Source organism: Streptomyces gelaticus (assembly GCF_014649535.1).
GTDB classification, from domain to species: Bacteria; Actinomycetota; Actinomycetes; order Streptomycetales; family Streptomycetaceae; genus Streptomyces; species Streptomyces gelaticus.
In genome coordinates this window covers 17,702-40,589 of sequence record NZ_BMTF01000025.1, presented here as the reverse complement: position 1 = coordinate 40,589, position 22,888 = coordinate 17,702, and the positions used below count along the sequence as shown (strand labels likewise).

Annotated in this window: 22 protein-coding genes; 14 read left to right on the top strand and 8 right to left on the bottom strand. The window is 70.1% G+C overall.

The window, feature by feature from the left end; all coding sequences use genetic code 11:
* Positions 1–85 precede the first annotated feature (85 nt).
* The 3 genes from IE107_RS28090 to IE107_RS28080 all read right to left on the bottom strand — a co-directional run bounded on the left by IE107_RS28090 (position 86) and on the right by IE107_RS28080 (position 4,253).
* The gene (locus tag IE107_RS28090; protein WP_189547147.1) at positions 86–2,116 is read right to left on the bottom strand and encodes a M4 family metallopeptidase; all 2,031 of its coding nucleotides are present in this window, start codon (positions 2,114–2,116) and stop codon (positions 86–88) included.
* A gap of 735 nt (positions 2,117–2,851) precedes the next feature.
* Positions 2,852–3,883, bottom strand: coding sequence for an alcohol dehydrogenase (locus IE107_RS28085; protein ID WP_189547146.1), 1,032 nt, complete (start codon positions 3,881–3,883; stop codon positions 2,852–2,854).
* Between the two features lie 109 nt (positions 3,884–3,992).
* Complete coding sequence (locus IE107_RS28080) at positions 3,993–4,253, bottom strand: hypothetical protein (protein WP_189547145.1); 261 nt, start codon at positions 4,251–4,253, stop codon at positions 3,993–3,995.
* Positions 4,254–4,358: 105 nt separating this feature from the next.
* Between IE107_RS28080 and IE107_RS28075 the strand changes: the two genes are divergently transcribed.
* From IE107_RS28075 to IE107_RS28065, 3 genes are all read left to right on the top strand, one after another.
* On the top strand, positions 4,359–5,183 hold the full coding sequence (locus tag IE107_RS28075) for a helix-turn-helix domain-containing protein (protein ID WP_189547144.1): 825 nt from the start codon (positions 4,359–4,361) through the stop codon (positions 5,181–5,183).
* A gap of 12 nt (positions 5,184–5,195) precedes the next feature.
* On the top strand, positions 5,196–5,402 hold the full coding sequence (locus tag IE107_RS28070) for a DUF397 domain-containing protein (RefSeq protein ID WP_189547143.1): 207 nt from the start codon (positions 5,196–5,198) through the stop codon (positions 5,400–5,402).
* Between the two features lie 169 nt (positions 5,403–5,571).
* A complete protein-coding gene (locus IE107_RS28065; protein WP_189547142.1) occupies positions 5,572–5,781 on the top strand; it encodes a DUF397 domain-containing protein in 210 nt (69 codons plus the stop codon).
* Positions 5,782–5,831: 50 nt separating this feature from the next.
* Here IE107_RS28065 and IE107_RS28060 read toward each other — a convergent pair whose 3' ends face one another.
* The 3 genes from IE107_RS28060 to IE107_RS28050 all read right to left on the bottom strand — a co-directional run bounded on the left by IE107_RS28060 (position 5,832) and on the right by IE107_RS28050 (position 10,475).
* The gene (locus IE107_RS28060; protein ID WP_189547141.1) at positions 5,832–6,614 is read right to left on the bottom strand and encodes an isoprenyl transferase; all 783 of its coding nucleotides are present in this window, start codon (positions 6,612–6,614) and stop codon (positions 5,832–5,834) included.
* 145 nt (positions 6,615–6,759) lie between these two features.
* Positions 6,760–8,619: an ABC transporter ATP-binding protein gene (locus IE107_RS28055; RefSeq protein WP_189547140.1), complete on the bottom strand. Its 1,860-nt coding sequence runs from the start codon at positions 8,617–8,619 to the stop codon at positions 6,760–6,762.
* Positions 8,616–10,475 (bottom strand): ABC transporter ATP-binding protein, encoded by a 1,860-nt coding sequence (locus tag IE107_RS28050; RefSeq protein WP_189547139.1) that lies wholly within the window; start codon positions 10,473–10,475, stop codon positions 8,616–8,618. The genes IE107_RS28055 and IE107_RS28050 overlap by 4 nt, the downstream gene beginning before the upstream one ends.
* 172 nt (positions 10,476–10,647) lie before the next feature.
* Between IE107_RS28050 and IE107_RS28045 the strand changes: the two genes are divergently transcribed.
* From IE107_RS28045 to IE107_RS28000, 10 genes are all read left to right on the top strand, one after another.
* Positions 10,648–11,550: an ABC transporter ATP-binding protein gene (locus IE107_RS28045; RefSeq protein ID WP_189547138.1), complete on the top strand. Its 903-nt coding sequence runs from the start codon at positions 10,648–10,650 to the stop codon at positions 11,548–11,550.
* Between the two features lies 1 nt (position 11,551).
* Positions 11,552–12,343 (top strand): ABC transporter permease, encoded by a 792-nt coding sequence (locus tag IE107_RS28040; protein ID WP_189547137.1) that lies wholly within the window; start codon positions 11,552–11,554, stop codon positions 12,341–12,343.
* Positions 12,344–12,374: 31 nt separating this feature from the next.
* Complete coding sequence (locus IE107_RS28035) at positions 12,375–13,664, top strand: sensor histidine kinase (RefSeq protein ID WP_189547136.1); 1,290 nt, start codon at positions 12,375–12,377, stop codon at positions 13,662–13,664.
* 19 nt (positions 13,665–13,683) lie between these two features.
* Positions 13,684–14,331 (top strand): response regulator, encoded by a 648-nt coding sequence (locus IE107_RS28030; protein ID WP_189547135.1) that lies wholly within the window; start codon positions 13,684–13,686, stop codon positions 14,329–14,331.
* Positions 14,332–14,519: 188 nt separating this feature from the next.
* Positions 14,520–15,743 carry a L,D-transpeptidase gene (locus IE107_RS28025; RefSeq protein ID WP_189547134.1) on the top strand — a complete coding sequence of 408 codons (1,224 nt, stop codon included), beginning with the start codon at positions 14,520–14,522 and terminating at the stop codon, positions 15,741–15,743.
* 214 nt (positions 15,744–15,957) lie between these two features.
* Positions 15,958–17,199 carry a L,D-transpeptidase gene (locus tag IE107_RS28020; RefSeq protein WP_189547133.1) on the top strand — a complete coding sequence of 414 codons (1,242 nt, stop codon included), beginning with the start codon at positions 15,958–15,960 and terminating at the stop codon, positions 17,197–17,199.
* An 88-nt stretch (positions 17,200–17,287) separates the two neighbouring features.
* Positions 17,288–18,055, top strand: coding sequence for an enoyl-CoA hydratase/isomerase family protein (locus tag IE107_RS28015; protein WP_189547132.1), 768 nt, complete (start codon positions 17,288–17,290; stop codon positions 18,053–18,055).
* Between the two features lie 249 nt (positions 18,056–18,304).
* Entirely contained in the window at positions 18,305–18,820 is a 516-nt protein-coding gene (locus IE107_RS28010) for an ATP-binding protein (protein ID WP_189547131.1), read from the top strand.
* Between the two features lie 388 nt (positions 18,821–19,208).
* A complete protein-coding gene (locus IE107_RS28005; protein WP_189547130.1) occupies positions 19,209–20,027 on the top strand; it encodes a polysaccharide deacetylase family protein in 819 nt (272 codons plus the stop codon).
* The gene (locus IE107_RS28000; protein WP_189547129.1) at positions 20,027–21,205 is read left to right on the top strand and encodes a YncE family protein; all 1,179 of its coding nucleotides are present in this window, start codon (positions 20,027–20,029) and stop codon (positions 21,203–21,205) included. The genes IE107_RS28005 and IE107_RS28000 overlap by 1 nt, the downstream gene beginning before the upstream one ends.
* A gap of 70 nt (positions 21,206–21,275) precedes the next feature.
* On the opposite strand, the gene IE107_RS27995 is transcribed toward IE107_RS28000, so the two are convergent.
* Positions 21,276–21,914 (bottom strand): GNAT family N-acetyltransferase, encoded by a 639-nt coding sequence (locus IE107_RS27995; RefSeq protein ID WP_189547128.1) that lies wholly within the window; start codon positions 21,912–21,914, stop codon positions 21,276–21,278.
* Positions 21,915–22,100: 186 nt separating this feature from the next.
* Between IE107_RS27995 and IE107_RS27990 the strand changes: the two genes are divergently transcribed.
* A complete protein-coding gene (locus IE107_RS27990; RefSeq protein ID WP_189547127.1) occupies positions 22,101–22,316 on the top strand; it encodes an EF-hand domain-containing protein in 216 nt (71 codons plus the stop codon).
* Between the two features lie 40 nt (positions 22,317–22,356).
* Here the strand turns inward: IE107_RS27990 and IE107_RS35355 are convergent.
* Positions 22,357–22,888, bottom strand: a 532-nt coding sequence (locus tag IE107_RS35355; protein ID WP_229867294.1) for a carboxylesterase family protein, incomplete at its 5' end; no start/stop codon positions are given.

Here is a 22,888-nt window from a genome sequence, read left to right as displayed (position 1 = left end):
GGCAGGGGTGTGAGCTCCTGCCGGGCGGTGGTCACCGGGAAGGACCCGGTGCAAGGGTGCTGATGGTTCAGGTGATGCGGAGGGCTCAGAAGGTGAGCTTGAAGCTGTTGATCTTGCCCGTGTCACCCGAGTAGACGTCCTGGACCTTGAGCTTCCAGGTGCCGTTGGCGACCTCGGACGAGGCGTTGACCGTGTACGTGGCCTTGACGTCGTCCGCGGAGTCGAAGCCCGAGTTCTTCAGGCGGTACGCGGTGCCGTCCGGGGCGACGAGGTCGATGACCAGGTCACCGCGGTAGGTGTGGGTGATGTCCACGTCGGCCTTGAGGGTGCTGGGAGCGTTGCCGGTGATGCCGGTGACGTTGACCGAGCTGTAGACGGCCGCACCGCGGTCCGGGATGGCGACCGTGGTCTTGTTCTCGAAGACCTTGCCGCCCGGGTCCGGGTTGCCGCCGTCACGGGTGCCGACGTTGATGGCGGCCCAGGCGTCGCCGACGGCCTTGTACTCGGCGCTGGTCGTGCCGTACAGCTCACCGGCCGCGGCGAGGGTGCCCGTGCGGGCCGCCGCGTAGTTGGTGGTGGAGGTGAACTTGGTGGTGAGCGCCTTGAACCAGATCTTCTCGGCCTTGTCGCGGCCGATGCCGGTCACCGGCAGGCCGTCGGAGGTCGGGGAGTCGTAGGAGACCCCGTTGATGACCTTGGCGCCGCTGCCCTCGGAGAGCAGGTAGAAGAAGTGGTTCGCCGGGCCCGAGGAGTAGTGGACGTCGATGTTGCCGATGCCGGAGTACCAGGCGTCCTTGGACGCGCCGTCCTTGCTCGGCTTGTCCATGTAGCGCAGCGGAGTGCCGTCGCCGTTGATGTCGATCTTCTCGCCGACGAGGTAGTCGCCCGGGTCCTGGGTGGTGTTGGAGTAGAACTCCACGCCCGCGGCGAAGATGTCGCTGGTCGCCTCGTTGAGGCCACCGGACTCGCCGCTGTAGACCAGGTTGGCGGTGGCGGCGGTGACACCGTGCGACATCTCGTGCGCGGCCACGTCGAGCGAGGTCAGCGGCTTGACGTTGCCCTCGCCGTCGCCGTACGTCATGCAGAAGCAGCTGTCCTGCCAGAAGGCGTTGACGTAGGCGTTGCCGTAGTGGACGCGGGAGTACGCGCCGACACCGTCACCGCGGATGCCGGTGCGGCCGTGCACGTTCTTGTAGTAGTCCCAGGTCTCGGCCGCGCCGTAGTGGGCGTCCGCGGCGGCCGTCTCGGCGTTCGACGGGTTGCCGTTGCCCCACACGTCCGTTGAGTTGGTGAACAGCGTCCCGGTGCCGGACGACCCGTGGTTCAGGTTGTAGGTCTTGTGGTTGCCGCGGCCCGTGTCGGTCAGCGTGTACGACGGGGCGGTGCCGAGGGTGACCTGGCCGTTGTACTGGGTGTTGCCGGTGCCGTTCTCGACACCCTGCCACTCGTACAGCTTCGCCCCGGTGGCCGCGTCCGTGATGACGTGCAGTTCGTTGGGGGTGCCGTCGTGCTGGAGGCCGCCGACGACGGTCTCGTAGGCGAGCTGCGGCTTGCCCTGCGCCATCCAGACCACCTTGCGGGGCGCCCGGTCGGCCTCGGCCTTCTTGGATCCGTCGGCCTTGGCGAGGCCGAGCGCCTGCTTCTCCGCCTTGGCGGGTGCGACGTCCGCCTTCAGGTCCACGGCCTTCAGCTGACCGCTGGTCACCTTGGAGGCCTTGGTGACGCTCTGGGTGGTGCCGGCCTTGGTCTCCTTGACGATCAGGTCGCCGCCGAGCACCGGGAGTCCGGCGAAGGTGCGCTCGTAACGCGTGTGCGTGGTGCCGTCGTTGTCCTGGACGACGTCCCTGACGACGAGCTTCTCCTGCGAGCCGAGACCGAGCTCCTTGGCCGTGGCCGCCTTGCTCGCGTCGGCCTCGCGGATCAGCTCGGCGCGCTGGGAGGGGGAGAGCTGCTTGGTGAGGGAACCCTGGTCGGCGCCGGCGGACGCCGGTACCGCCGAGGTCGTGCTGCCGGGGGTGGCGGTGGCCGTACCGGTCTGGACTCCGACTGCGATGAGGGCTGCTGCGGCTATCAGAGCGCCGGTGGCGGTGGCACGACGGCTGGGCGTGGATCTCACGCGGACTCCTTCTGCGAGGGGGGTACCGGCGGCTCGGTGAGCCGTCCGGGGTGAGCGAGAAGTGCGCAGAACGGGGTGAAGAGTGTCAGCCGGAGGAGGTTCCTGTCAGGAGCGCGTCAACAACTTGGCCGGAAGTCGTTCGTTGCCGGAAAGGTCATGTTCGTTAAGCGGACGTTTCGCGGATCATCACCGTGGTGTCGTAGGACGTCCTGCGCGCCCGGGATTCGAAGAGAGAGCCGAGGTCCGCCTCGACACCTTCGTGTTCGAACAGCGATCGGGGGAGCGGGTGTTCGGCGCTGGCCGAGATGGTGTTGGAATGTGGCTGATTTCTTACCATCGACTTCCCGGTGGAGAGCCGGGTGTCCTGAAGTGACCACGGCTCCGCGCGGCCGGCCGTGGCGACCGCGGCCGATTTCACCGCGTTCGTCCCACGGTCCGAACGGGAGTACGCCAGGGGTGGGAAGGGCGGTCGTCCCCGCCGCGCGCTCTTTCTCGCTCACCCGTACCGGGCGGCCCGTCGATCCGGACGACACACACCGGACCCGCCGTCCACGGCAGGGGCGCGGACCCTACGGCACCCGTCGTAGCGGACACCGCGCGGGAGGCACCGGGCGGTGCGCCCGTGGTGGCCCGCGATGGCCACCAGGAGGAGCGGTCGGCTCGCCGCACCGGGCCGTGCGCGCGGTGGCCCCGCGACTCCCGTACCACCCGAGGGAATCGGTGCTCTCCCGGGCCTCAGGCGGTGGTGAGCACCATCCGGAAGCGGGCCGCGCCGGACATCATCCTCTGGTACGCGGCCTCCGCGTCGTCCAGCGGCACCGGCTCGGTCATCGGGCGGATCCCGTGCAGGGCGCTGAACGCCAGGGTGTCCTGCACGTCCTGCGCGGTGCCGGACGGGTGGCCCCGGACGACCTTGCCCGCCATCAGCAACTGGTTCGGGCTGATCCCCAGCGGCTCCGGGTCCGCACCGATGACCACCAGCTCGCCGCGCGGCGCCAGCCCCTCCACGGTCGCCGTGATGGCCGCGGAGCTGGCGGCGGTGGCCAGCACCACCCGGGCGCCTCCCAGGGACTGCAACGCGTCCGCCACGGTGGTGCCCGCGGTGCTGTCGACGTAGTGGTGTGCGCCGAGCCCCTTCGCGAACTCTGCCTTGGCCGCGCCGCGGGCGATCGCCACCGTCTCGAAGCCCATCGCCGCCGCGTACTGCACGCCCAGATGCCCGAGGCCACCGATGCCGAGCACGGCGACCAGGTCCCCGGGCCGGGCGGCACTGCGCCGCAGCCCGTTGTACGTGGTCACCCCCGCACAGCCGATCGGCGCCGCGTCGACCGTTGCCAGCGCCTCGGGGATCCGGGCCAGGGCGTCCGCCGGGACGGTCACGCTCTCGGCGTAGCCCCCGTCGTACGCCCACCCGGGCACCTTCAGGTTCTCGCAGACCATGAAGTCGCCCCGCCTGCACGGCGTGCAGTGGCCGCAGCTGCCGCCGAACCAGCCCACCGCCACCCGGTCACCCACCTGCCAGGCGCTCTGAGTCCCGTCGCCGAGCTCCGCGATCCGGCCCGCGATCTCGTGCCCGGGGACCACCGGGAACCGTACGCCCGGCAGCATGGCCTCCACGAAGAGCGCGTCGCTGTGGCAGATCCCGCAGGCGTCCACGGCCACCCGGACCTGACCCGGACCCGGCCGCGCCACCGCGCGCTCGACGATCTCCAGGGGACCGCCTGCGGCGGTGGTCTGCGCGGCTCGGTAGACGCTCGGGACGCTCATCTGGATCTCTCCGCTGGTACGAGGTGGACGGCCCCCAGAACCAGCAGACCAGCTCAGGCCCGGTCGCGCGCGCCGGGCGGCGCGGACGGGGGTGCGGACGAGGGGCGCGTCACAGGATCCGCCCTTCGCTCCGGGCGTTGCACCGCGCGGTCTCGGCCCGCAACCGCTCCATGGGGCTCGGCGCCCGTACGTTCGCGGGTTCCGCCTCCCACTCCGTACCGCCGCAGACCGGCCGCAGCGACCAGTACGGGCCGGCCGTCCCCCGGAACTCACCGACCTGGTCACGACGGCCGGTGTCCACCAACAGCGTTCCGGTGGCGGGGACTTGCGGGGGCTTCTGCTCGTTCGGTGGGCCGTCCTCCACAGACATGGGCCACTCCTCTCCGTAACGGTTCCACTACAAAGGGGGATCAGCGTGGCTTAGAGTTGGGAACCCTTCAAGTAATCAGAACTGAAGGAAGGGTTGGGTGATGGCATGGTCAACCGCAAGGAGTTGGACCCCGAGAGTAGCGCCGAAGCTGCCTACGGGGCCCGTATGCGCAGGTTGCGGGAGGGCCGTGGCTGGAACCAGGAAGATCTTGCCGGAATGTTGGCATATTCCAGTCAGCATATTTCGGCGGTCGAAACTGGCCGGAAGCCGCCAACCCTTCCCTTCTCGTGCAAGATCGACCTGGCCTTTGGTACCGCTGGTACCGCCGATTCGTTCGAGCGTGAGTGGCGTGATATGCGCTTCGGCGTGCTGTTGGAGGGTTTCCCGGAGTACGTCGGGTATGAGGGCCGGGCTGTGGAGATCAGGTTGTTTCAGATCGGCATCGTCCCCGGGCTGTTGCAAACTCCGGAATATGCACGGGCGTTGGCAGACGCCGACGTATGGCGCGGCTCCATCACGCCTGAGCAGGCGGATGAGCGAGTCTCATTCCTGGCGCAGCGGCAAAAGGTGTTGGCGAGGGCCAGACCGCCCATGATGCTCGTGGTGATGGACGAGAGCTGCATCCGTCGCCCGATCGGGGGCCCCAAGGTCATGGACTCCCAGATTCGAAAGCTGGTCGAGTTCGCCGCACTCCCTCACACCGTCCTCCAGGTGGCCCCTTTCGGCATAGGAGAACGTCGACCCTTCAATCTGCCGGTCAACTTGCTCACGCTTCCGGACCGGTCCATGGTCGCGTACGCCGAGTCCCACGCGCAGGGGCATGTGGATCGCGAGAGCACTTCCGTTCTGCCCCTGCTGACGGCCTACCATCAACTACAGGCTGAAGCGCTGTCCCAAGCGGCATCCGTGGCGATGATCGAGCAGGTATGAAAGGGAAGACCCGTGACTAACGAGCCTCGCTGGCACAAGTCCTCGTACAGCTCCAACGGAGGCGATTGCATCGAGGTCGCGGCAAACCTGGCTGCCCTCCACGGCGTGGTCCCCCTCCGCGACTCCAAGAACCCCAGCGGTCCGGTGCTGAACACCTCCGCCGCCTCGTTCGTCTCGTTCGTGGCGGGTGTCAAGGCCGGAGAGTTCGGCGCGCACTGATCCCGAACGCGACCCAAGCCCCGCCACGTCCACGGAAACCGCCGGGGAACGTGGCGGGGCTTTGGTCATGGTGCAGGCTGCTGCCGGCTTGCCGCGGTGGTTCGGGGGCATCTGGGACGCGATGCGACCTCCGTGCTCCCCTCTTCTGGCGGCAACGAAAGGGCACCCCGTGACGACCGAGTTCCCCCGTTGGTTCAAGTCCTCCTACAGCAGCAACGGCGGCCAGTGCATCGAGGTCGCCGCCAACCTTGTCGGTTCGCTCGGCGTGGTGCCCGTCCGCGACTCCAAGAACCCCAGCGGTCCGGTGCTGAACACCTCCGCCGCCTCGTTCGCCTCGTTCGTGGCGGGCGTGAAGACCGGAGAGTTCGGCACCGTCTGACCGCACGGTTTCGCGCGTACTGGACCCGGATCCCCGGCGCTGGAGACGGGTCATTTGCCGAATCGCCGTTCACGGCTCGCGTACGAGCGAAGTGCGCGCAGGAAGTCCACGTGACGGAACGCCGGCCAGTAGCAGTCCACCCAGTGCATCTCGGCGTACGCGGACTGCCAGAGGAGGAAGCCGGACAGCCGCTGTTCTCCGGAGGTTCGGATGATGAAGTCGGTGTGGTCGGCCGTCGGCGAGTACAGATGCCGGGAGATGTCCTCGATGTCGAACCGTTCGACCAGTTCCGCGGGGTCGCCACCGGCAGCGATGTGTTCCTCGAAGGCGCTCTTCACCGCATCGACGATCTCCCGTCGGCCGCCGTAGCCGACTGCGACGTCCACCTTCAGCCCGCCGCGCCCCGTGGTCGCGGCGGCGGCCTCCTTGAGTACTTGGGCACTGGTGCCGGGCAGCATGTCGAGCGAGCCGATCACCTGGACCTCCCAGGGACGGCCCGCGGCCGCGATGCCCCGGACCGTCTCTTCGATGATCTCGATCAGCGGGCCGAGCTGCTCGGCGGGGCGCCCGAGGTTGTCGTCGGAGAGCATGAAGAGGGTCACGTGCTCGATCCCGTCGGCAGTGCACCAGTCCAGGAACTCGATCGTCTTGGCGCCGCCCGCCCGGTACCCCTCCCGGACGTCGGCGTGACCCGCCTGCCGGGCCCAGCGCCGATTGCCGTCGAGCATGATTCCGACGTGCTGCGGGCGTGGCAGCCCCGCCAGGGTGGCGGCCAGCCGACGCTCGTACACGGCCTCGATCGGCCGTCGGAGAAACAGCGGGAGCAGCCTCATGAAACATCTCCATCGTGTTGCGGATGCTCTTCGCGGACCCTGCCAGGGGCTCTTCGACGGGCTCGGTGAGCATTCTGAATGGCCCTGCTGAGCAATCTACTTGGCCAGGAGCGCACGCCACGGTGGGGGTCCGTTCGGGCCGGACTCACGTCAGGCTCTCCCGCCACGCTCGGTGCAGCCCCGCGAAGCGGCCGGTGCCGGCGATGAGTTCGGACGGGGTGCCGTCCTCCACGATGCGGCCGTGCTCCATCACCAGGACCCGGTCCGCGATCTCCACCGTGGAGAGGCGGTGGGCGATCACCACCGCGGTGCGTCCGTGCAGCACCGTGTCCATGGCCCGTTGCACCGCCCGTTCGCCGGGGATGTCCAGCGAGCTGGTCGCCTCGTCGAGGATCAGTACCGCCGGGTCGGCGAGCAGGGCGCGGGCGAAGCCGACCAGCTGGCGCTGACCGGCCGAGATCCGGCCGCCCCGTTTGCGTACGTCCGTGTCGTAGCCGTCGGGCAGTTGGCTGATGAAATCGTGCGCGCCGATCGCCTTGGCGGCCTGCTCGATCTCCGCGCGGGTCGCGTCCGGGCGGCCGATCGCGATGTTCTCGGCGACCGTCCCGGAGAACAGGAACGCCTCCTGCGTCACCATCACCACACCGCGCCGCAGCTCCGGCACGGCCAGGTCGCGCAGATCCGTACCGTCGAGCAGCACCCGGCCGTCCGTCGGGTCGTAGAACCGGGCCAGCAGCTTGGCCAGCGTCGACTTGCCCGCGCCCGTCGACCCGACCACGGCGACGGTCTGCCCGGCCGGGATCGTCAGATCGAAACGGGGCAGCACCTCGCCGCCCGTGCGGTACGCGAAGCGCACCTGGTCGAAGACGGCCTCGCGGCCCGGGTGCTCGCCCGTGCGGGCCGGCAGCTCCCGCGGGTCCGACGGCTCGGGGACGGACGGGGTCCGGGCCAGCAGGCCCGCGATCTTCTCCAGCGAGGCCGCGGCCGACTGGTAGGAGTTGAGGAACATGCCGAGCCGGTCGATCGGGTCGTACAGCCGGCGCAGATAGAGCACGGCAGCGGCCAGCACCCCGAGCGCCAGGGTTCCCGAGGCCACCCGGTACGCACCCCACAGCACGATTCCGGCGACCGCCGTGTTGGCGACCAGCCGGGAGCCGACGACATAGCGGGCCATCTCCAGCATCGCGCTGCCGTTGGTCCACCGGTGCGCGTTGTTGAGGTCCTCGAAGTGCGCGTCGTTGACGGGCTCGCGGCGGAAGGCCTGGACCGGGCGGATGCCGTTCATCGTCTCCGCGAACTTCACGATGACCGCGGCGATCGCCGAGGACCGCTCGGCGTACAGCAGCCCGGCCCGCCGCTGGAAGCGCCGCACCAGCAGATACAGCGGGACGAAGGAGAGCACGGCCAGCGAGCCCAGGCCGAAGTCCAGCCAGAGCAGCATCAGCGAGATGGAGACGAAGGACAGCGCGACGCCGATCAGCTCCTGGAGCCCCTCGCTGAGCAGCTCCCGCAGCGACTCCACGTCCGTGGTGGAACGGGAGATCAGCCGGCCCGAGGTGTAGCGCTCGTGGAAGTCCACGCTCAGCGCCTGCGCATGACGGAAGATCCGCCCGCGCAGATCGAGCAGAGCGCCCTGGTTGACCAGGGAGGAGACCCGTACGAACGCGTACTGCATGCCCCCGGCCGCGGCCGAGCACAACGCGTACCCGACGGCCACCGCGATCAGCGGCCCGTAGTCCGCGTCCCGGAACGCGGGCACCGCGCTGTCGATGGCGTAGGCGACGAGCAGCGGACCGGCCTGGAGCGCGGCCTGCTGGACCACCAGCAGCAGCGCGATCAGTGCCACCCGGGCCTTCATCGGCCGCAGCAGCGACCGCAGCAGCGCCCGGGTCGCGCCGGGCGGGATGGGCAGGTCGTCCCGGTCGAAGCGGTCCGCGGTGGCCTCGGAGCCCGGGGCGTCCGGCGCGTCCCCGGCGGAGGCGGTGTCCGTCGTCGTACTGGTCATCGGGTGCCCTTCTCGGCGAGGAGGTCATCGGCGGACCGGCCGGGGAAGGCGCCGTCGGTGTCCTGTGCAGGTGCGTCCGGCGCGCCCTCGGCGCCCGACATCAGCCAGGCGTACTCGGCGCTGGTGCGCAGCAGTTCCTGATGGGTGCCGACGGCGGCGATCCGGCCCTCCGAGAGCAGCGCCACCCGGTCCGCGAGCATCACCGTGGACGGCCGGTGCGCGACCACGATCGCCGTGGTCCGAGCCAGGACCTGCCGCAGCGCGGCCTCCACCAGCGCCTCCGTGTGCACGTCCAGGGCGGAGAGCGGATCGTCCAGGACCAGGAAGCGCGGTTGGCCGACCACGGCGCGGGCCAGCGCGAGCCGTTGGCGCTGACCGCCGGAGAGACTGAGCCCCTGCTCGCCGACCTGGGTGTCGACGCCCTCGGGCAGATCGTGCGCGAAGTCGGCCTGGGCGATGTCCAGCGCCCTGTGCAACTGGTCGTCCCCGGCGCCCTCGGCGCCCATCAGTACGTTCTCCCCGACGCTCGCCGAGAAGAGCGTCGGCTCCTCGAACGCCACCGACACCAGCTCGCGCAGCCGCTCCCGGGACATTGTGGTGATGTCCGTGCCGTCCAGTGTGATCCGCCCCGCGGTGGCCTCGTGCAACCGGGGCACGAGAGCGGTGAGCGTCGTCTTGCCGGAGCCCGTGGCGCCGACCAGGGCCATCGTCTCGCCGGGCCGGATCCGCAGATCGATCCGGGACAGCACGGGCACGGAGCCGGGATCCGCGTCGGGGTAGCGGAACTCCACGCCCTCGAAGACCATTTCACCGCGGGCCGACCCGCCTTCCCGGGCCAGGCCGTCGGCGGTGGGCGCGTCCACCTCCTCGGCCACGTCCATCACCTCGAAGAACCGTTCGGTCGCCGTCGCCGACTCCTGGCTCATCGCCAGCAGGAAGCCGATCGACTCCACCGGCCAGCGCAGCGCGAGCGCGGTGGAGAGAAAGGCGACCAGGGTGCCCGCGGAGAGATCGCCGTTCGCGACCTGGACCGTTCCGAGTACCAGCGCCGCACCGATGGCCAGCTCCGGAAGGAGGGTGATGGCGGACCAGATGCCCGCCAGGAGGCGTGCCTTGGCCAGCTCCGTGGTGCGCAGCCGCTCCGAGAGGGAACGGAAGGCCAGTGCCTGGCTGCGGTGCCGGCCGAAGCCCTTGATGATGCGGATGCCGAGCACGCTCTCCTCGACGACCGTCGTCAGATCGCCGACCTGGTCCTGGGCCCGGCGTGCCACCGTCGAGAACTTCGTCTCGAAGACCCAGCAGATGATCATCATGGGTACCGCCGGAGCGAGCAGCACCAGCCCCAGCGTCCACTGCTGCATCAGCAAAATGACGAAGCCGATCAGGATCGTCGCCCCGTTGACCAGCAGGAACGTCAGTGGAAAGGCGAGGAACTGACGCAGCAGCATCAGGTCCGTGGTCGCGCGCGAGAGCAACTGCCCCGATGCCCAGCGGTCGTGGAAGGCCACCGGCAGCCGTTGCAGATGCCGGTACAGGTCGGCCCGCATCGCCGCCTCGACCCCGGCCAGCGGGCGGGCCACCAACCAACGCCGCACCCCGAACAGTCCGGCCTCGCCAATGCCCAGCAGCAGCAGATACAGCGCGCCGAGCCAGACCCCGCCGGGGTCGCGGTCCGCCACCGGGCCGTCGACGATCCACTTCAGGACGAGCGGGATCACCAGGCCGACACTGGACGCGACGATCGCGACCAGAGCGGCGCCGAACAGCCGCTTGCGTACCGGCTTCACATAAGGCCACAACCGCAACAGGGTCTGAACGGTGGACCGGTCCTTGGGCTCTACATGTTCTCCGGGCATCACAGTCGAGACTACGGTTCACCCCTGACATCACTCATGTGGTTTTCCGGGACGACGGGCGGCGGCCGGGCCGGGAAGCGCAGGTCGTAGCCCGTATCAACCGATCGGCTGATGCCCCTTCGAGCGCGATGGACGATGGTGCGCCGGCCCTCGCGACACGATGCTCGTGGGCATGGCAATCATCGAAGTGAACGGGGTGCACAAGGCGTACGCCGGGCGCACCGTGGTCGACGGGGTGAGCTTCGCCGTCGACGAGGGGGAGATCTTCGGAATCCTCGGCCCCAACGGCGCGGGCAAGACCACCACCGTCGAGTGCGTCGGGGGGCTGCGGGTCCCCGACGCCGGCACGGTCCGCGTCGCCGGACTCGACCCCGTCGCCGACCACGACCGGGTCACCCGGCTGCTCGGCGCCCAGCTCCAGGAGAGCGAGCTCCAGCCCAAACTCACCGTGGCCGAGGCGCTGGAGCTGTACAGCGCCTTCTACCCGGACCCCGCCGACTGGCGGGAGCTCGCCGAACGGCTGGGCCTGCACACCGCGTACGGCACCCGCTTCGCCAAGCTGTCCGGCGGCCAGAAGCAGCGGCTGTCCATCGCGCTCGCCCTGGTCGGCAACCCGCGGGTGGTGGTGCTCGACGAGCTGACCACCGGCCTGGACCCACGGGCCCGCCGGGACACCTGGAAGCTCATCGAGGACGTACGCGACAGCGGCGTCACCGTCCTGCTGGTCACCCACTTCATGGAGGAGGCCAGACAGCTCTGCGACCGGATCGCCGTCATCGACAAGGGGAAGGTCGTCGCCCTCGACACCCCCTCCGGCCTGATCGGCAGGGCGGACAACTCCACGGTCATCTCCTTCACCCCCTCGCGGCCGCTCGCCGACAGCGAGCTGGAGCAGCTGCCCGGCGCGGCCTCCGTGGAGCGCAAGGACGACCGGATCGTCATCAGCGGCACCGACGAGACCGTCAACGCCGTGATCTCCCTGCTGGCCCGGCACAGCATCACCGCACACCGGCTCCGCGTCTCGGAGGCGACACTCGACGACGCCTACCTCGACCTCACAGAACAGGCGGCCTGAGATGACCACGGCGAACCCGGCCACGGCGACGGCCGTCAAGACCCCCGCACCGGCATCCGCGCGCAGGGCGGTGCTCAGGTCCGAGACCCGGCTCTTCCTCCGCGAACCCGCCGGCCTGTTCTGGATCGTGGTCTTCCCGACCGCGCTCATGACGATCCTCGGCCTGATCCCCTCCTTCCGGGACCCCGACGACGCACTCGGCGGCCGGCGCGTCATCGATCTGTACGTACCGGTGGCGGTCCTGCTCGCCATGATCATGTCCGGGCTGCAGGCCATGCCGCCCATCCTCACCGGCTACCGCGAACGCGGCATCCTGCGCCGGATGTCCACCACCCCGGTGCGCCCCTCCGCACTGCTCACCGCGCAGATCGCCCTGCACGGCGCCGCCGCCCTCGGCTCCGCCGCACTGGCGATGACCGTCGGCCGGGTCGCCTTCGGCGTCGAGCTGCCCGGACAGCCCGTCGGCTACGCCCTCGCGCTGCTCCTGTCGACGGCGAGCGTGCTGACCCTCGGCGCACTGCTCTGCGCCCTGACCCGTACGACCAAGGCGTCCGCCGCCATCAGTTCGGTCGTGAATCTCGTGATGATGTTCACCGCCGGTGTCTGGATCCCGGTGCAGAGCATGCCCGACACCCTGCGGAACATCGTCCGGTTCACCCCGTTCGGCGCGGCCTCCGAGGCGCTGGACCGGGCGGCGTCCGGCAGCTGGCCCGGCCTGGCCCAGCTCGGTGTGATGGTGCTGTGGACGGCGCTGGTGACCTTCCTCGCGGCCCGTCTGTTCCGGTGGGAGTGACCGCCGCGCCGGGGACGGGGAGACTGCTCGCATGAAGGCGTGGGACACGGCGACGGCGTACCGGAACGGCACGACGAGCGCCGAGCTGGGGTGGGAACGGTTCTTCAGGTACGGGCCCTACGGCTTTCTCGGTCTGAGCACCGTCGTCGCGGCCGTGACCTCCCCGCTCATCATGGACCGCGCGGACGTGTACACCGTCGTGGTGCTGGTGCCGGTGGCCTTCGTCCTTCAGCTCTGGTGGGGGCGGGTCGGGCCGACCGTTCCTCCCAGGTCGCGGGCCCCGCAGTGCTACTTCGTCGCCCGCACCGTGCTCGCCTTCGCGCTGACCTGGTGCAACCCCTTCTACTCGGTGTTCGCGATCCTCGGATACTTCGACACCGGCCGGCTGCTCCCGCACCGGGCCGTCCGTCCCGCGCTGCTGGTCACCGCCGCCATCATGGCGGGCGCGCAGTGCGGCAGCGGTCTGCCGCCGGTCTCCCTGATGAACTGGGTCGCCTTCGTCGCCCTGTTCGGCCTGCACGGAACCCTCACCATGGTCTTCGCCAGGATCGGCGACCGCGAGGCCGACCACGCCCGCACGCAGGTCGACACCATCACCGAACTGGAGTCGGCCAACGCCCGGCTCGAACAGGCCCTGGCGGAGAACGCCGGGCTGCACGCCCAGCTCCTGGTCCAGGCCCGCGAGGCGGGCGTCGCCGACGAGCGCCGCCGGCTCGCCGCAGAGATCCACGACACCCTGGCCCAGGGCCTGGCCGGCATCATCGCCCAGCTCCAGGTGGTGACCTCGATCGGCGACACCGACCCGGAGCTGGCCCGGGTGCACCTGGACCGGGCCGCGGCGCTCGCCCGGCACAGCCTCGGCGAGGCCCGCCGCTCGGTCCATGACCTGGTCCCCGCCGCACTGGAACACGACGACCTGCCGGGCGCGCTGAAGCGTACGGTCACCGACTGGGCGGAACGCCACGGAGTCCGGGCCGATTTCACCGTCACCGGCACCGTCGAGCCGGTCCATGACGAGATAGCCGCCACCCTCCTGCGGATCGCCGAGGAGGCCCTCGCCAATGTCGGCCGTCACGCCGGGGCCCGCCGGGCCGGTGTCACGCTGTCGTTCATGGGGGACGAACTCACCCTGGACGTACGGGACGACGGCTGTGGCTTCGACCCGGCCGCCCTGCCGCCGGCCGGTGGTGCGGGCGGCTTCGGGCTCGGTGGCATGCGGGCCCGCGCCGAACGGATCGCGGGCACCGTCGAGGTGGAGACGGAGCCGGGCCGGGGCACGGCGGTCAGCGCCCGGGTGCCGCTGGTCCGGCACAGCCGATGACCAGTACGGTTGGCCTGCCATGGCTCAGGAATCCGCACGCGTCATCACACTCGTCGTCGTCGACGACCACCCCGTCGTACGGGACGGTCTGCGCGGCATGTTCGATTCGGCCCCGGACTTCGAGGTCCTCGGGGAGGCGTCGAACGGGGTGGAGGGGGTCGAGCTGGCGGTCCGGCTGGACCCCGATGTCGTCCTGATGGACCTGCGGATGCCGGGCGGCGGCGGAGTCGCCGCCATCGCCGAACTGGCCCGGCGCGGCGCCCGGTCCAAGGTGCTGGTCCTCACCACGTACGACACCGACTCCGACACCCTGCCCGCGATCGAGGCCGGCGCCACCGGCTATCTGCTCAAGGACGCGCCCCGCGACGAGCTGTTCACCGCCGTCCGCGCCGCCGCCGACGGCCGCACCGTGCTCTCGCCCGCCGTCGCCTCCCGGCTCATCTCGCGGGTGCGCACCCCGGCGACGGGCAGCGAGTCGCTGTCGGTCCGCGAGCGCGAGGTGCTCGAACTCGTCGCGAAGGGCACGTCGAACCGGGAGATCGCCGCCGAGCTGTTCATCAGCGAGGCCACGGTGAAGACCCATCTCACCCATGTCTTCGCCAAGCTGGGCGCCAAGGACCGGGCCGCCGCCGTCGCGATCGGCTACGACCGCGGCATCCTCGGCTGACCCGGCCGCCCCGCTCACTCCGCGCATTCCGCTCCGCCCTGCTCATTCCGCTCATTCCGTGACGCGCAGCAGCTGCACCGACCTGGCCGGCACGGTCAGCGTCCCGTCGCCCGGGTGAACCCTGTTTCTGCCCACCCCGGCGCCCGCACTCACGTTTCCCCCGACCGGCCCCCGTCGTTGGGGGGGACGTGAACCACGTAGCGAAGAAGGCGGTGGCGAATCCGGCCGCCGTGCTGACATGGGCAGGACTGCTCGTCGTGCTGGCCGCACTGACCGGCTGCACCGGCGTCGGATCGATCTTCAGCGGGAAGGCGGGCCCGCCGCAGGAGGCGATCCAGGTCACCCCGCGGGACGGGGCGAAGAACGTCGGCCCGGACGAACGGATCGCGGTGAAGGTCCCCGACGGCCGGCTGGAGAGCGTCGAGGTGATGCGGATCGAGGACGCGCAGCGCCAGAAGGTGCCGGGCCGGATCGCGGACGACGGCCGGTCCTGGACGCCGCGGGGAGGGGCGGGCCGACTCGGGCTCGCCGCCAAGTACAGCGTGGACGTGGTGGCCGTGGACGGCTCGGGGAAGCGCTCGGCCCGCCACACCACCTTCACCACGGCCGTGCCCGAACACCGCTTCATCGGCTATTTCAGACCGGAGAACCGCTCCACGGTCGGCACCGGAATGATCGTCTCCTTCCACTTCAACCGGCCGGTCACCCACCGCGCGGCCGTGCAGAAGGCCATCCGGGTGACGGCCGTACCGCAGGTCGAGGTGGTGGGGCACTGGTTCGGCGGCGACCGCCTCGACTTCCGCCCCGCCGCCTACTGGCAGCCCGGCACCGAAGTGACCGTCGACATGGCACTGCGCGACGTGGAGGGGGCGCCGCACGTCTACGGCACCCAGGACAAGAAGATCGCCTTCACGGTGGGCCGCTCCCAGACGTCCCTGGTGGACGCGGCCGCGCACACCATGGAGGTGCGCCGCGACGGCGAGCTGGTCACGACCTTCCCGATCACGGCGGGCTCCGCGAAGACGGCCACGTACAACGGGAAGATGGTGGTCAGCGAGATGCACGAGGTGACCAGGATGGACGGCCGCACGGTCGGCTTCGGCGGCGAGTACGACATCGCGGATGTCCCGCACGCCCTCCGGCTCACCGACTCCGGCACCTTCCTGCACGGCAACTACTGGTCGGACGAGGACGTCTTCGGCTCGGACAACGTCAGCCACGGCTGTGTCGGACTGCTCGACGTACAGGGTGGCAGCAGCGACACCCCGGCCGGCCAGTTCTTCGACCGGACGCTCATCGGCGACGTGGTCGAGGTCGTCAACTCCAAGGACAAACAGGTCGCGCCGGACAACGGGCTCGGCGGCTGGAATCTGGACTGGACCCGGTGGAAGGCCGGCTCCGCCCTTCGCTGATCCCCCGTCGGCCGCCCCGGCCGGCCACTCCCCGCGCCACCCGGTGGAACCCTGGGACAACTTGGGACTGAACGGTGACATCCAGGGGGTCAATTCCCCACGGTCGGTGTGATTATCTTTCACCGAGCGTGCATATGCAGCGCGCGGGGGAGGGAGCCTTCAGGGTTCCCGGGGGTCTTGGCGGGGCCAGGCCGTGCGAGGGGAGACGACCACATTGAACGGGCAGCCGATATCGGGGACATCGGCCGGGGCGAACGGCGTACGGGGCGGGCGAGGCTCCACCGGAATGCTGGCTCTGGTAACGGGTGCGCTGCTGTTGCTGGTGACGGCGTGCGGCGGGGGAGACGACGCGGGCGGCAAGGGCGGCGCCGGGAGGGCCGAGGACACCTCCGCCTCGCAGGCCGTGGTGACCGTCGCGCCGAAGGACGGCGCCGACTCCGTCGCGACCAGCGGTGCGCTGAAGGTCTCGGCCGACCAGGGAAAGCTGACCACGGTCAAGGTCTTTGACCCCAAGGGCGCCGAGGTCGAGGGAAAGATCTCGGCGGACGGCGCCAGCTGGACGCCCGGACAGCACCTGGCCGCCGCGACCAAGTACAAGGTCCACGCGATCGCCAAGGACTCGAAGGGCCGTGAGTCGGCGAAGGACACCACCTTCACCACGCTGGTCCCGCAGAACACCTTCATCGGGCAGTACACCCCGGAGGACGGTTCCACGGTCGGCGTCGGGATGCCCGTCTCGATCCACTTCACCCGTGGCATCACCGACCCGGCCGCGGTCGAGAACGCGATCAAGGTGACGGCCGAGCCGTCCGTCCCGATCGAGGGCCACTGGTTCGGCAACGACCGCCTCGACTTCCGCCCCGAGGAGTACTGGGCCGCGGGCACCAAGGTGACCGTGAAGCTCAACCTCGACGGTGTGGAGGGACGCCCCGGTGTCTACGGCAAGCAGGCCAAGACGATCTCCTTCACCATCGGCCGCAAGCAGGTCAGCACGGTCGACGCGAGCACGCACCGGATGAAGGTCGTCCGCGACGATCAGCAGATCAAGGACATCCCGATCTCGGCGGGCGCCCCGGCGACCACCACCTACAACGGCCAGATGGTCATCAGCGAGAAGCTCAAGGTGACCCGGATGAACGGTGACACCGTCGGCTTCGGCGGCGAGTACGACATCAAGGACGTGCCGCACGCGATGCGCCTGTCCACCTCCGGCACCTTCATCCACGGCAACTACTGGGGCGCCTCCAGCATCTTCGGCTCGACCAACACCAGTCACGGCTGCGTCGGTCTGCAGGACGTGCGCGGCGCCTGGAGCAAGAAGACCTCGGCGGCCTGGTTCTTCGACAACTCGCTCATCGGTGACGTCGTGGTCGTGAAGAACTCGAACGACAAGACGATCCAGCCGGACAACGGCCTCAACGGCTGGAACATGTCCTGGTCGGAGTGGACCAAGTAGTTCTCCGCACGAGCAACACGGAACGGGCCCGGCGCTGTGACCAACAGCACCGGGCCCGTCCTCGTTAGCGCCGGTTAACCTGCCTCCCATGACCGCAAATCTCGAAGTACGCGACGGCGTCGGCACGATCCGGCTGGACCGTCCGCCCATGAACGCCCTGGACGTCGCCACCCAGGACCGGCTGCGCGAGCTCGCCGAGGAGGCAACCAGGCGCGACGACGTGCGGGCCGTGGTCCTCTACGGCGGCGAGAAGGTGTTCGCGGCGGGCGCGGACATCAAGGAGATGCAGGCGATGGACCACACGGCGATGGTCGTACGGTCCAAGGCGCTGCAGGACGCGTTCACCGCGGTGGCCCGGATCCCCAAGCCGGTCGTCGCCGCCGTCACCGGCTACGCACTGGGCGGCGGCTGCGAGCTGGCGCTCTGCGCCGACTTCCGGATCGCCGCCGACAACGCCAAGCTGGGCCAGCCCGAGATCCTGCTCGGGCTGATCCCGGGCGCGGGCGGCACCCAGCGCCTGGCCCGGCTGATCGGCCCCTCCAAGGCCAAGGACCTGATCTTCACGGGGCGTCACGTCAGGGCCGAGGAGGCACTGACGATCGGTCTGGTGGACCGTGTGGTGCCCGCCGACGAGGTGTACGAGCGGGCGCACGCCTGGGCCGCAGCGCTGGCGAAGGGGCCGGCTCTGGCACTGCGCGCCGCCAAGGAATCCATCGACGCCGGTCTGGAGACCGACATCGACACCGGGCTCACGATCGAGCGGAACTGGTTCGCCGGACTGTTCGCCACCGAGGACCGGGAGCGCGGAATGCGCAGCTTTGTGGAAGATGGTCCGGGCAAGGCCAAGTTCCTCTGAACGAAGGACAGTTGGCCGCAGATTGACGCGGGTTCATCCCTGCGGGCGGATTGGCTGGGCTTCAAGGGAATCTTGAGGCCCGGTCCCCGGCACGCCCGCCCGTCCGGCTCGGAGGGAGTATCCGTGCAGGTCAGAGGGGCTTTTTCGGTCCGCATTCTCCACTGACATATGCCTGATCGCCGTCATGGGGCAGCGAGTTCCGGGGTGCGTATTCCTTCGGAACGACCCCGGCGCGCCCGTCTTGCGGCCATGATGGTGTGCATGGCGGGCCTGGAGGGTGTGGAGCAGCCGCGACCGTACAACGGAGCGACAGCGGCGCGGTGGACATCGGCCGTGGAGGATGAACGGGCGCACAAGGTACTGGAGTTGTTCGGCAATCCGGCGGAGGGCGAGGTCCGGTTGCCCTCCCGTCCGGAGTCCGCGGCCACGGCCCGGGGGCTCACCTCGTGCGTGGTGCTCCGTCAGTGGGCGCTCTCCCCGCAGACCGCCGAGTACGCCGTGCTGCTCGTCTCGGAGCTCGTCGGCAACGCGGTGCGGCACACCGGCGCCCGGGTTTTCGGGCTGCGGATGCTGCGCCGTCGGGGCTGGATCAGGATCGAGGTGCGCGACCCCTCGCGCGGGCTGCCCTGCCTGATGCCCGTTCAGCCGATGGACACCAGCGGGCGGGGCCTCTTCCTCGTCGACAAGCTCTCCGACCGCTGGGGCGTGGATCTGCTGCCGCGCGGCAAGACCACCTGGTTCGAGATGCGGATCTCCGACCGCTGACCCTCCGGCGCGCGGGCCGGGCCGGTCCATGTCCGGGGCCGTGTCTGTGCCCGGACGCACAGCAGCCCCCGTCCGCCGTGGTGAGGCGCTTCGGGGGCTGCTGTGTGGGGGCCGTGAAATGGGGGGTGTGTTCACGGCCGCTTGCGACGACCGGGCTCGGGTCATGCGGTCGTGTCACCGACTATGGCAGACGGGCGACCTCTCCGCCAAAGCCGCAATCGGTGCATTCATTTACATAACGAGACATTCCGCATGTGAATCGCAGGTGTGATGGGTCACTTGCCTGTAAAAGTGTGAATATTTATGGGATTCGGTGAATGATTCATTCGTGTTGCCCATATGTCCAAATTGTTATTTTCTTTCAGTTTCGCCCCTACTGTGTCTTTGCATGAACGCCTCCGACACTCCGGTGCACCGCCGTGGCGCCCTGCGCGCGGGAGCAGGGGCCGCCCTCGTCGGTGTCCTCGCCGCCGGATGCGCGGACCGCGACGCCGCCGGTACACCGGCCGGGGCCGTCACGGACGCGGTGAGCCCGAAGAACCCCGTCGACGCGGCCACCCGGCCCCCGTCCCCCCGGACCGCGCCCGGACCGCGCCGTTTCCCCGGACAGCCGGTCCAGATCGTCCACGGCCCCCGCGACCGCGCCCGCGTCGCCCTCACCTTCCACGGCCAGGGCGACCCCGGCATCGCCCGTACCGTGCTCGCCGAGGCCGAACGGGCCCACGTCCGGGTCACCGTCCTCGCCGTCGGCAGCTGGCTCGACGAGCACCCCGGGATGGCCCGGCGCATCCTCGACGGCGGCCACGAACTCGGCAACCACACCCAGCACCACGCCGACATCTCCTCGATGGGCGAGGCCCGCGCGTACGCGGAGATCGACGACTGCGCCCGGCGGCTGCGCCGGCTCACGGGTTCCATCGGCGCCTGGTTCCGGCCCTCGCGCACCCGGGACGCCACCCCGCTCGTCCAGCGGCTGGCCGCCAGGGCGGGCTACCCGCACGTTCTCTCGTACGACGTGGACTCCCTCGACTTCACCTCTCCCGGCGCCGCGGCCGTGACCCGCAAGGTGGCCGGGGAGATCCGCAACGGATCGGTGGTGAGCCTGCACTTCGGCTACGCGGACACGGTCGCCGCGCTGCCCGTCCTCCTCACCGAAATCGACCGCCGCCGACTGCGCGCGGTGACGACCACGGAGCTGCTGACCTGATGTCTCCCTCCACCAAGCACACCGCGGCCCTCCTCGGGGGCGTCCTGCTGGCCGTACTCACCGGCTGCGGCACCTCCGCCGAGAAGGCGAACGTCCAGGCCGTCGGCAGCGAGGCCGCCCGGCCGGCCGAGACCGACCGCGTCGCACCGCCGGGGCTCCCCGGGATGCCCCCGGTGCTCGACGCCAAGGACGTCTACGCGGCCGACCGGGGAAAACTCTCCCCGGTCGTCAAGGACTTCCCGTCCCGGGTGTACGTCCCCAACACCAACTCCGACACCGTGACCGTGATCGACCCCGCGACGTACAAGGTCATCAAGACCATCAAGGTCGGCCGCCAGCCGCAGCACGTCGTCCCCTCCTGGGACCTGAAGACCCTCTGGGTCAACAACGACATCGGCGACAGCCTCACCGCCATCGACCCGGCCACCGGGAAGACCGGCCCCACGGTGCCGGTCTCCGACCCGTACAACCTCTACTTCACCCCGGACGGCAAGTACGCCGTGGTGATGGCCTCGATGGACCGCGAGCTGGTCTTCCGCGACGCCCACACCATGAAGACGGCCAAGGCCGTCCCGGTCCACTGCTCGGGCGTCAACCACGCGGACTTCTCCGCCGACGGCCGGTACTTCATCGTCTCCTGCGAGTTCTCCGGCGAGCTCCTCAAGGTCGACACGGCGAAGATGGAGGTCGTCGGCCAGCAGAAGCTGCCGTTCGGCGGCGCGATGCCGCAGGACGTGAAACTGTCGCCGGACGGCGGGACGTTCTACATCGCGGACATGGTCGCCGACGGGATCTGGGTGCTGGACGGGAAGAAGTTCACCACGCCGAAGCTGCTGCGCACCGGCGAGGGAGCCCACGGCCTCTACGTCAGCCGCGACTCCAAGGAGATGTACATCTCCAATCGCGGCGAGGGATCCATCTCCGTCTTCGACTTCGCGCAGCGCAAGCTGACGAAGAAGTGGCGACTGCCCGGCGGCGGCAGCCCCGACATGGGCGGGGTCTCCGCGGACGGCAAGGTCCTCTGGCTGAGCGGACGTTACAACGCCGAGGTGTACGCGATCGACACCGCCACCGGCAAGCAGCTCGCCCGCATCCCGGTGGGCAGCGGCCCGCACGGGCTGGCCGTCTACCCACAGCCGGGCCGCTACTCGCTCGGCCACACCGGCGTCTTCCGCTGACCGCGCGGTCATACCGGCGTCCTCCGCCGACCGGCCGGCCGGTCACACCGATCACAGCCCTGCCGGCCGCTCACCCCGCGATCAGCAGGGCCTCCGAGCCCACCGGCCGGTAGCCCGCCGCCTGGAACGTCCGCACACTGCGGGCGTTCCCCGGCGACTGCTGGGCCCACACCACCGCGTCCGGCACCAGATGCCGGGCAGCCCGCGCCAGCCGCTCGCCGAGTCCCTGGCCGCGCGCCTCCTCGGCTACCTCGATCGCGGTCTCCCAGCGCCCCGCGACGCCCCGGCCGAGGATCACCACACCGCCGTCGGCGGACCAGACCCGCACCTCGTCGCGGTACTCCAGCGCACGGGCCACCCGGGGATGCTCCGGGTCCTCGATCTCGCGCAGTTCTATCTCCGGTTCGCCCGGCAGGGCCCTTGCGACCGTCAGCAGATCGATGGTGTTCATCCGGCGTCCGCTCCGGGCCGTCAGCGCGCTCAGGAAGTGCGGATTCATCGTCGCGGCCAGCTCGTCGCCGGGGGTGCCGGCCAGCACGGACCGCACCCAGTCCGGGTCCTCGTCGGTGAAGACGACCGAGTGCGCGGTGAACGCCAGCACTCCCGCGTCCCGGGCACCGGGCTGCCCCACCACCGTCGTCGACCCGTCGGGCGGGGGAAACCGCCCGTGCGCCGCAGCCGTCAGAATCCGTGCCAGCGCGTCATCCATGGGCGTTCCGCTCCCGATCCGGTCCGTGGTCCGCCGGGCGGCCGACCCCCCAGCCATGATCGACTACCGGCCGCCGCAAACGCCATCGGTCGCGCCCGTTAATCTGACCTCCGGCAGTCAGGCATGGGCCAGGCGCTGATCAAGCATTGATCAGGCAGTGATCAGGTATTTACGAAGGGCGGAACCGTGGCGGACATGGAGTCGGCGCGCAAGGCATTCGAGCGGTTCGATCTGAACGGCGACGGGCTGATCTCGGCCGCCGAGTACAAGAGCGTGATGGCTCAGCTCGGCGACCCCTACGTCACCGAGCCGGTGGCCCAGGCCGTCATCAACTCGCACGACGGCAACGGCGACGGGCTGCTCACGTTCGACGAGTTCTGGGCGGCCCAGAACAAGGACTGACCTCCCGGAGGACCCCCGGCCCGCGGGCCGGGGGCCGCCGTCAGGGGCTCTTGCGGTACGGAGCCCAGCCGCGCAGCTCCTCGTCGCGCGGGGCCCGCAGCACGGCCGGCTTCCCGGGGCCGAAGCCCATCACCGGACGCGAGGCGTCCCAGGCCGGCCAGCCGGGGTCGCCGGACCCGGCGAACGCCACCCATGCCGCGTGCATCGCGTCGGCCAGCTCCTGCGGGGCGTCCGCACCGGCCAGCGCCACCGCGTCGGGCTTGTCCAGCGTGTCGAAGACGAAGCCGATCTCCAGCGCGTGACAGGCACCCAGCCGCAGCACCGGGGACGGCCAGCCGAACTCGTAGAGATGGGTGCTTCCCCGGGCGCCCGCGCGGGCGTCGGCCACCCGGTTCAGCGGGACCCGCAGCAGCAGATCGGTGGCGAGCGCCCCGAGCAGCTCACCCGGCGTGGCACCCGGCCGGTTCGCCCGGTACGTACGCGCCGTGGCGCCCGGCACCCTGAACTTCAGCAGGGCCAGCCTGAGCCTGAAAGCGGACAGCCGCTCCGTCAGACCGCTGGGCACGAACCAG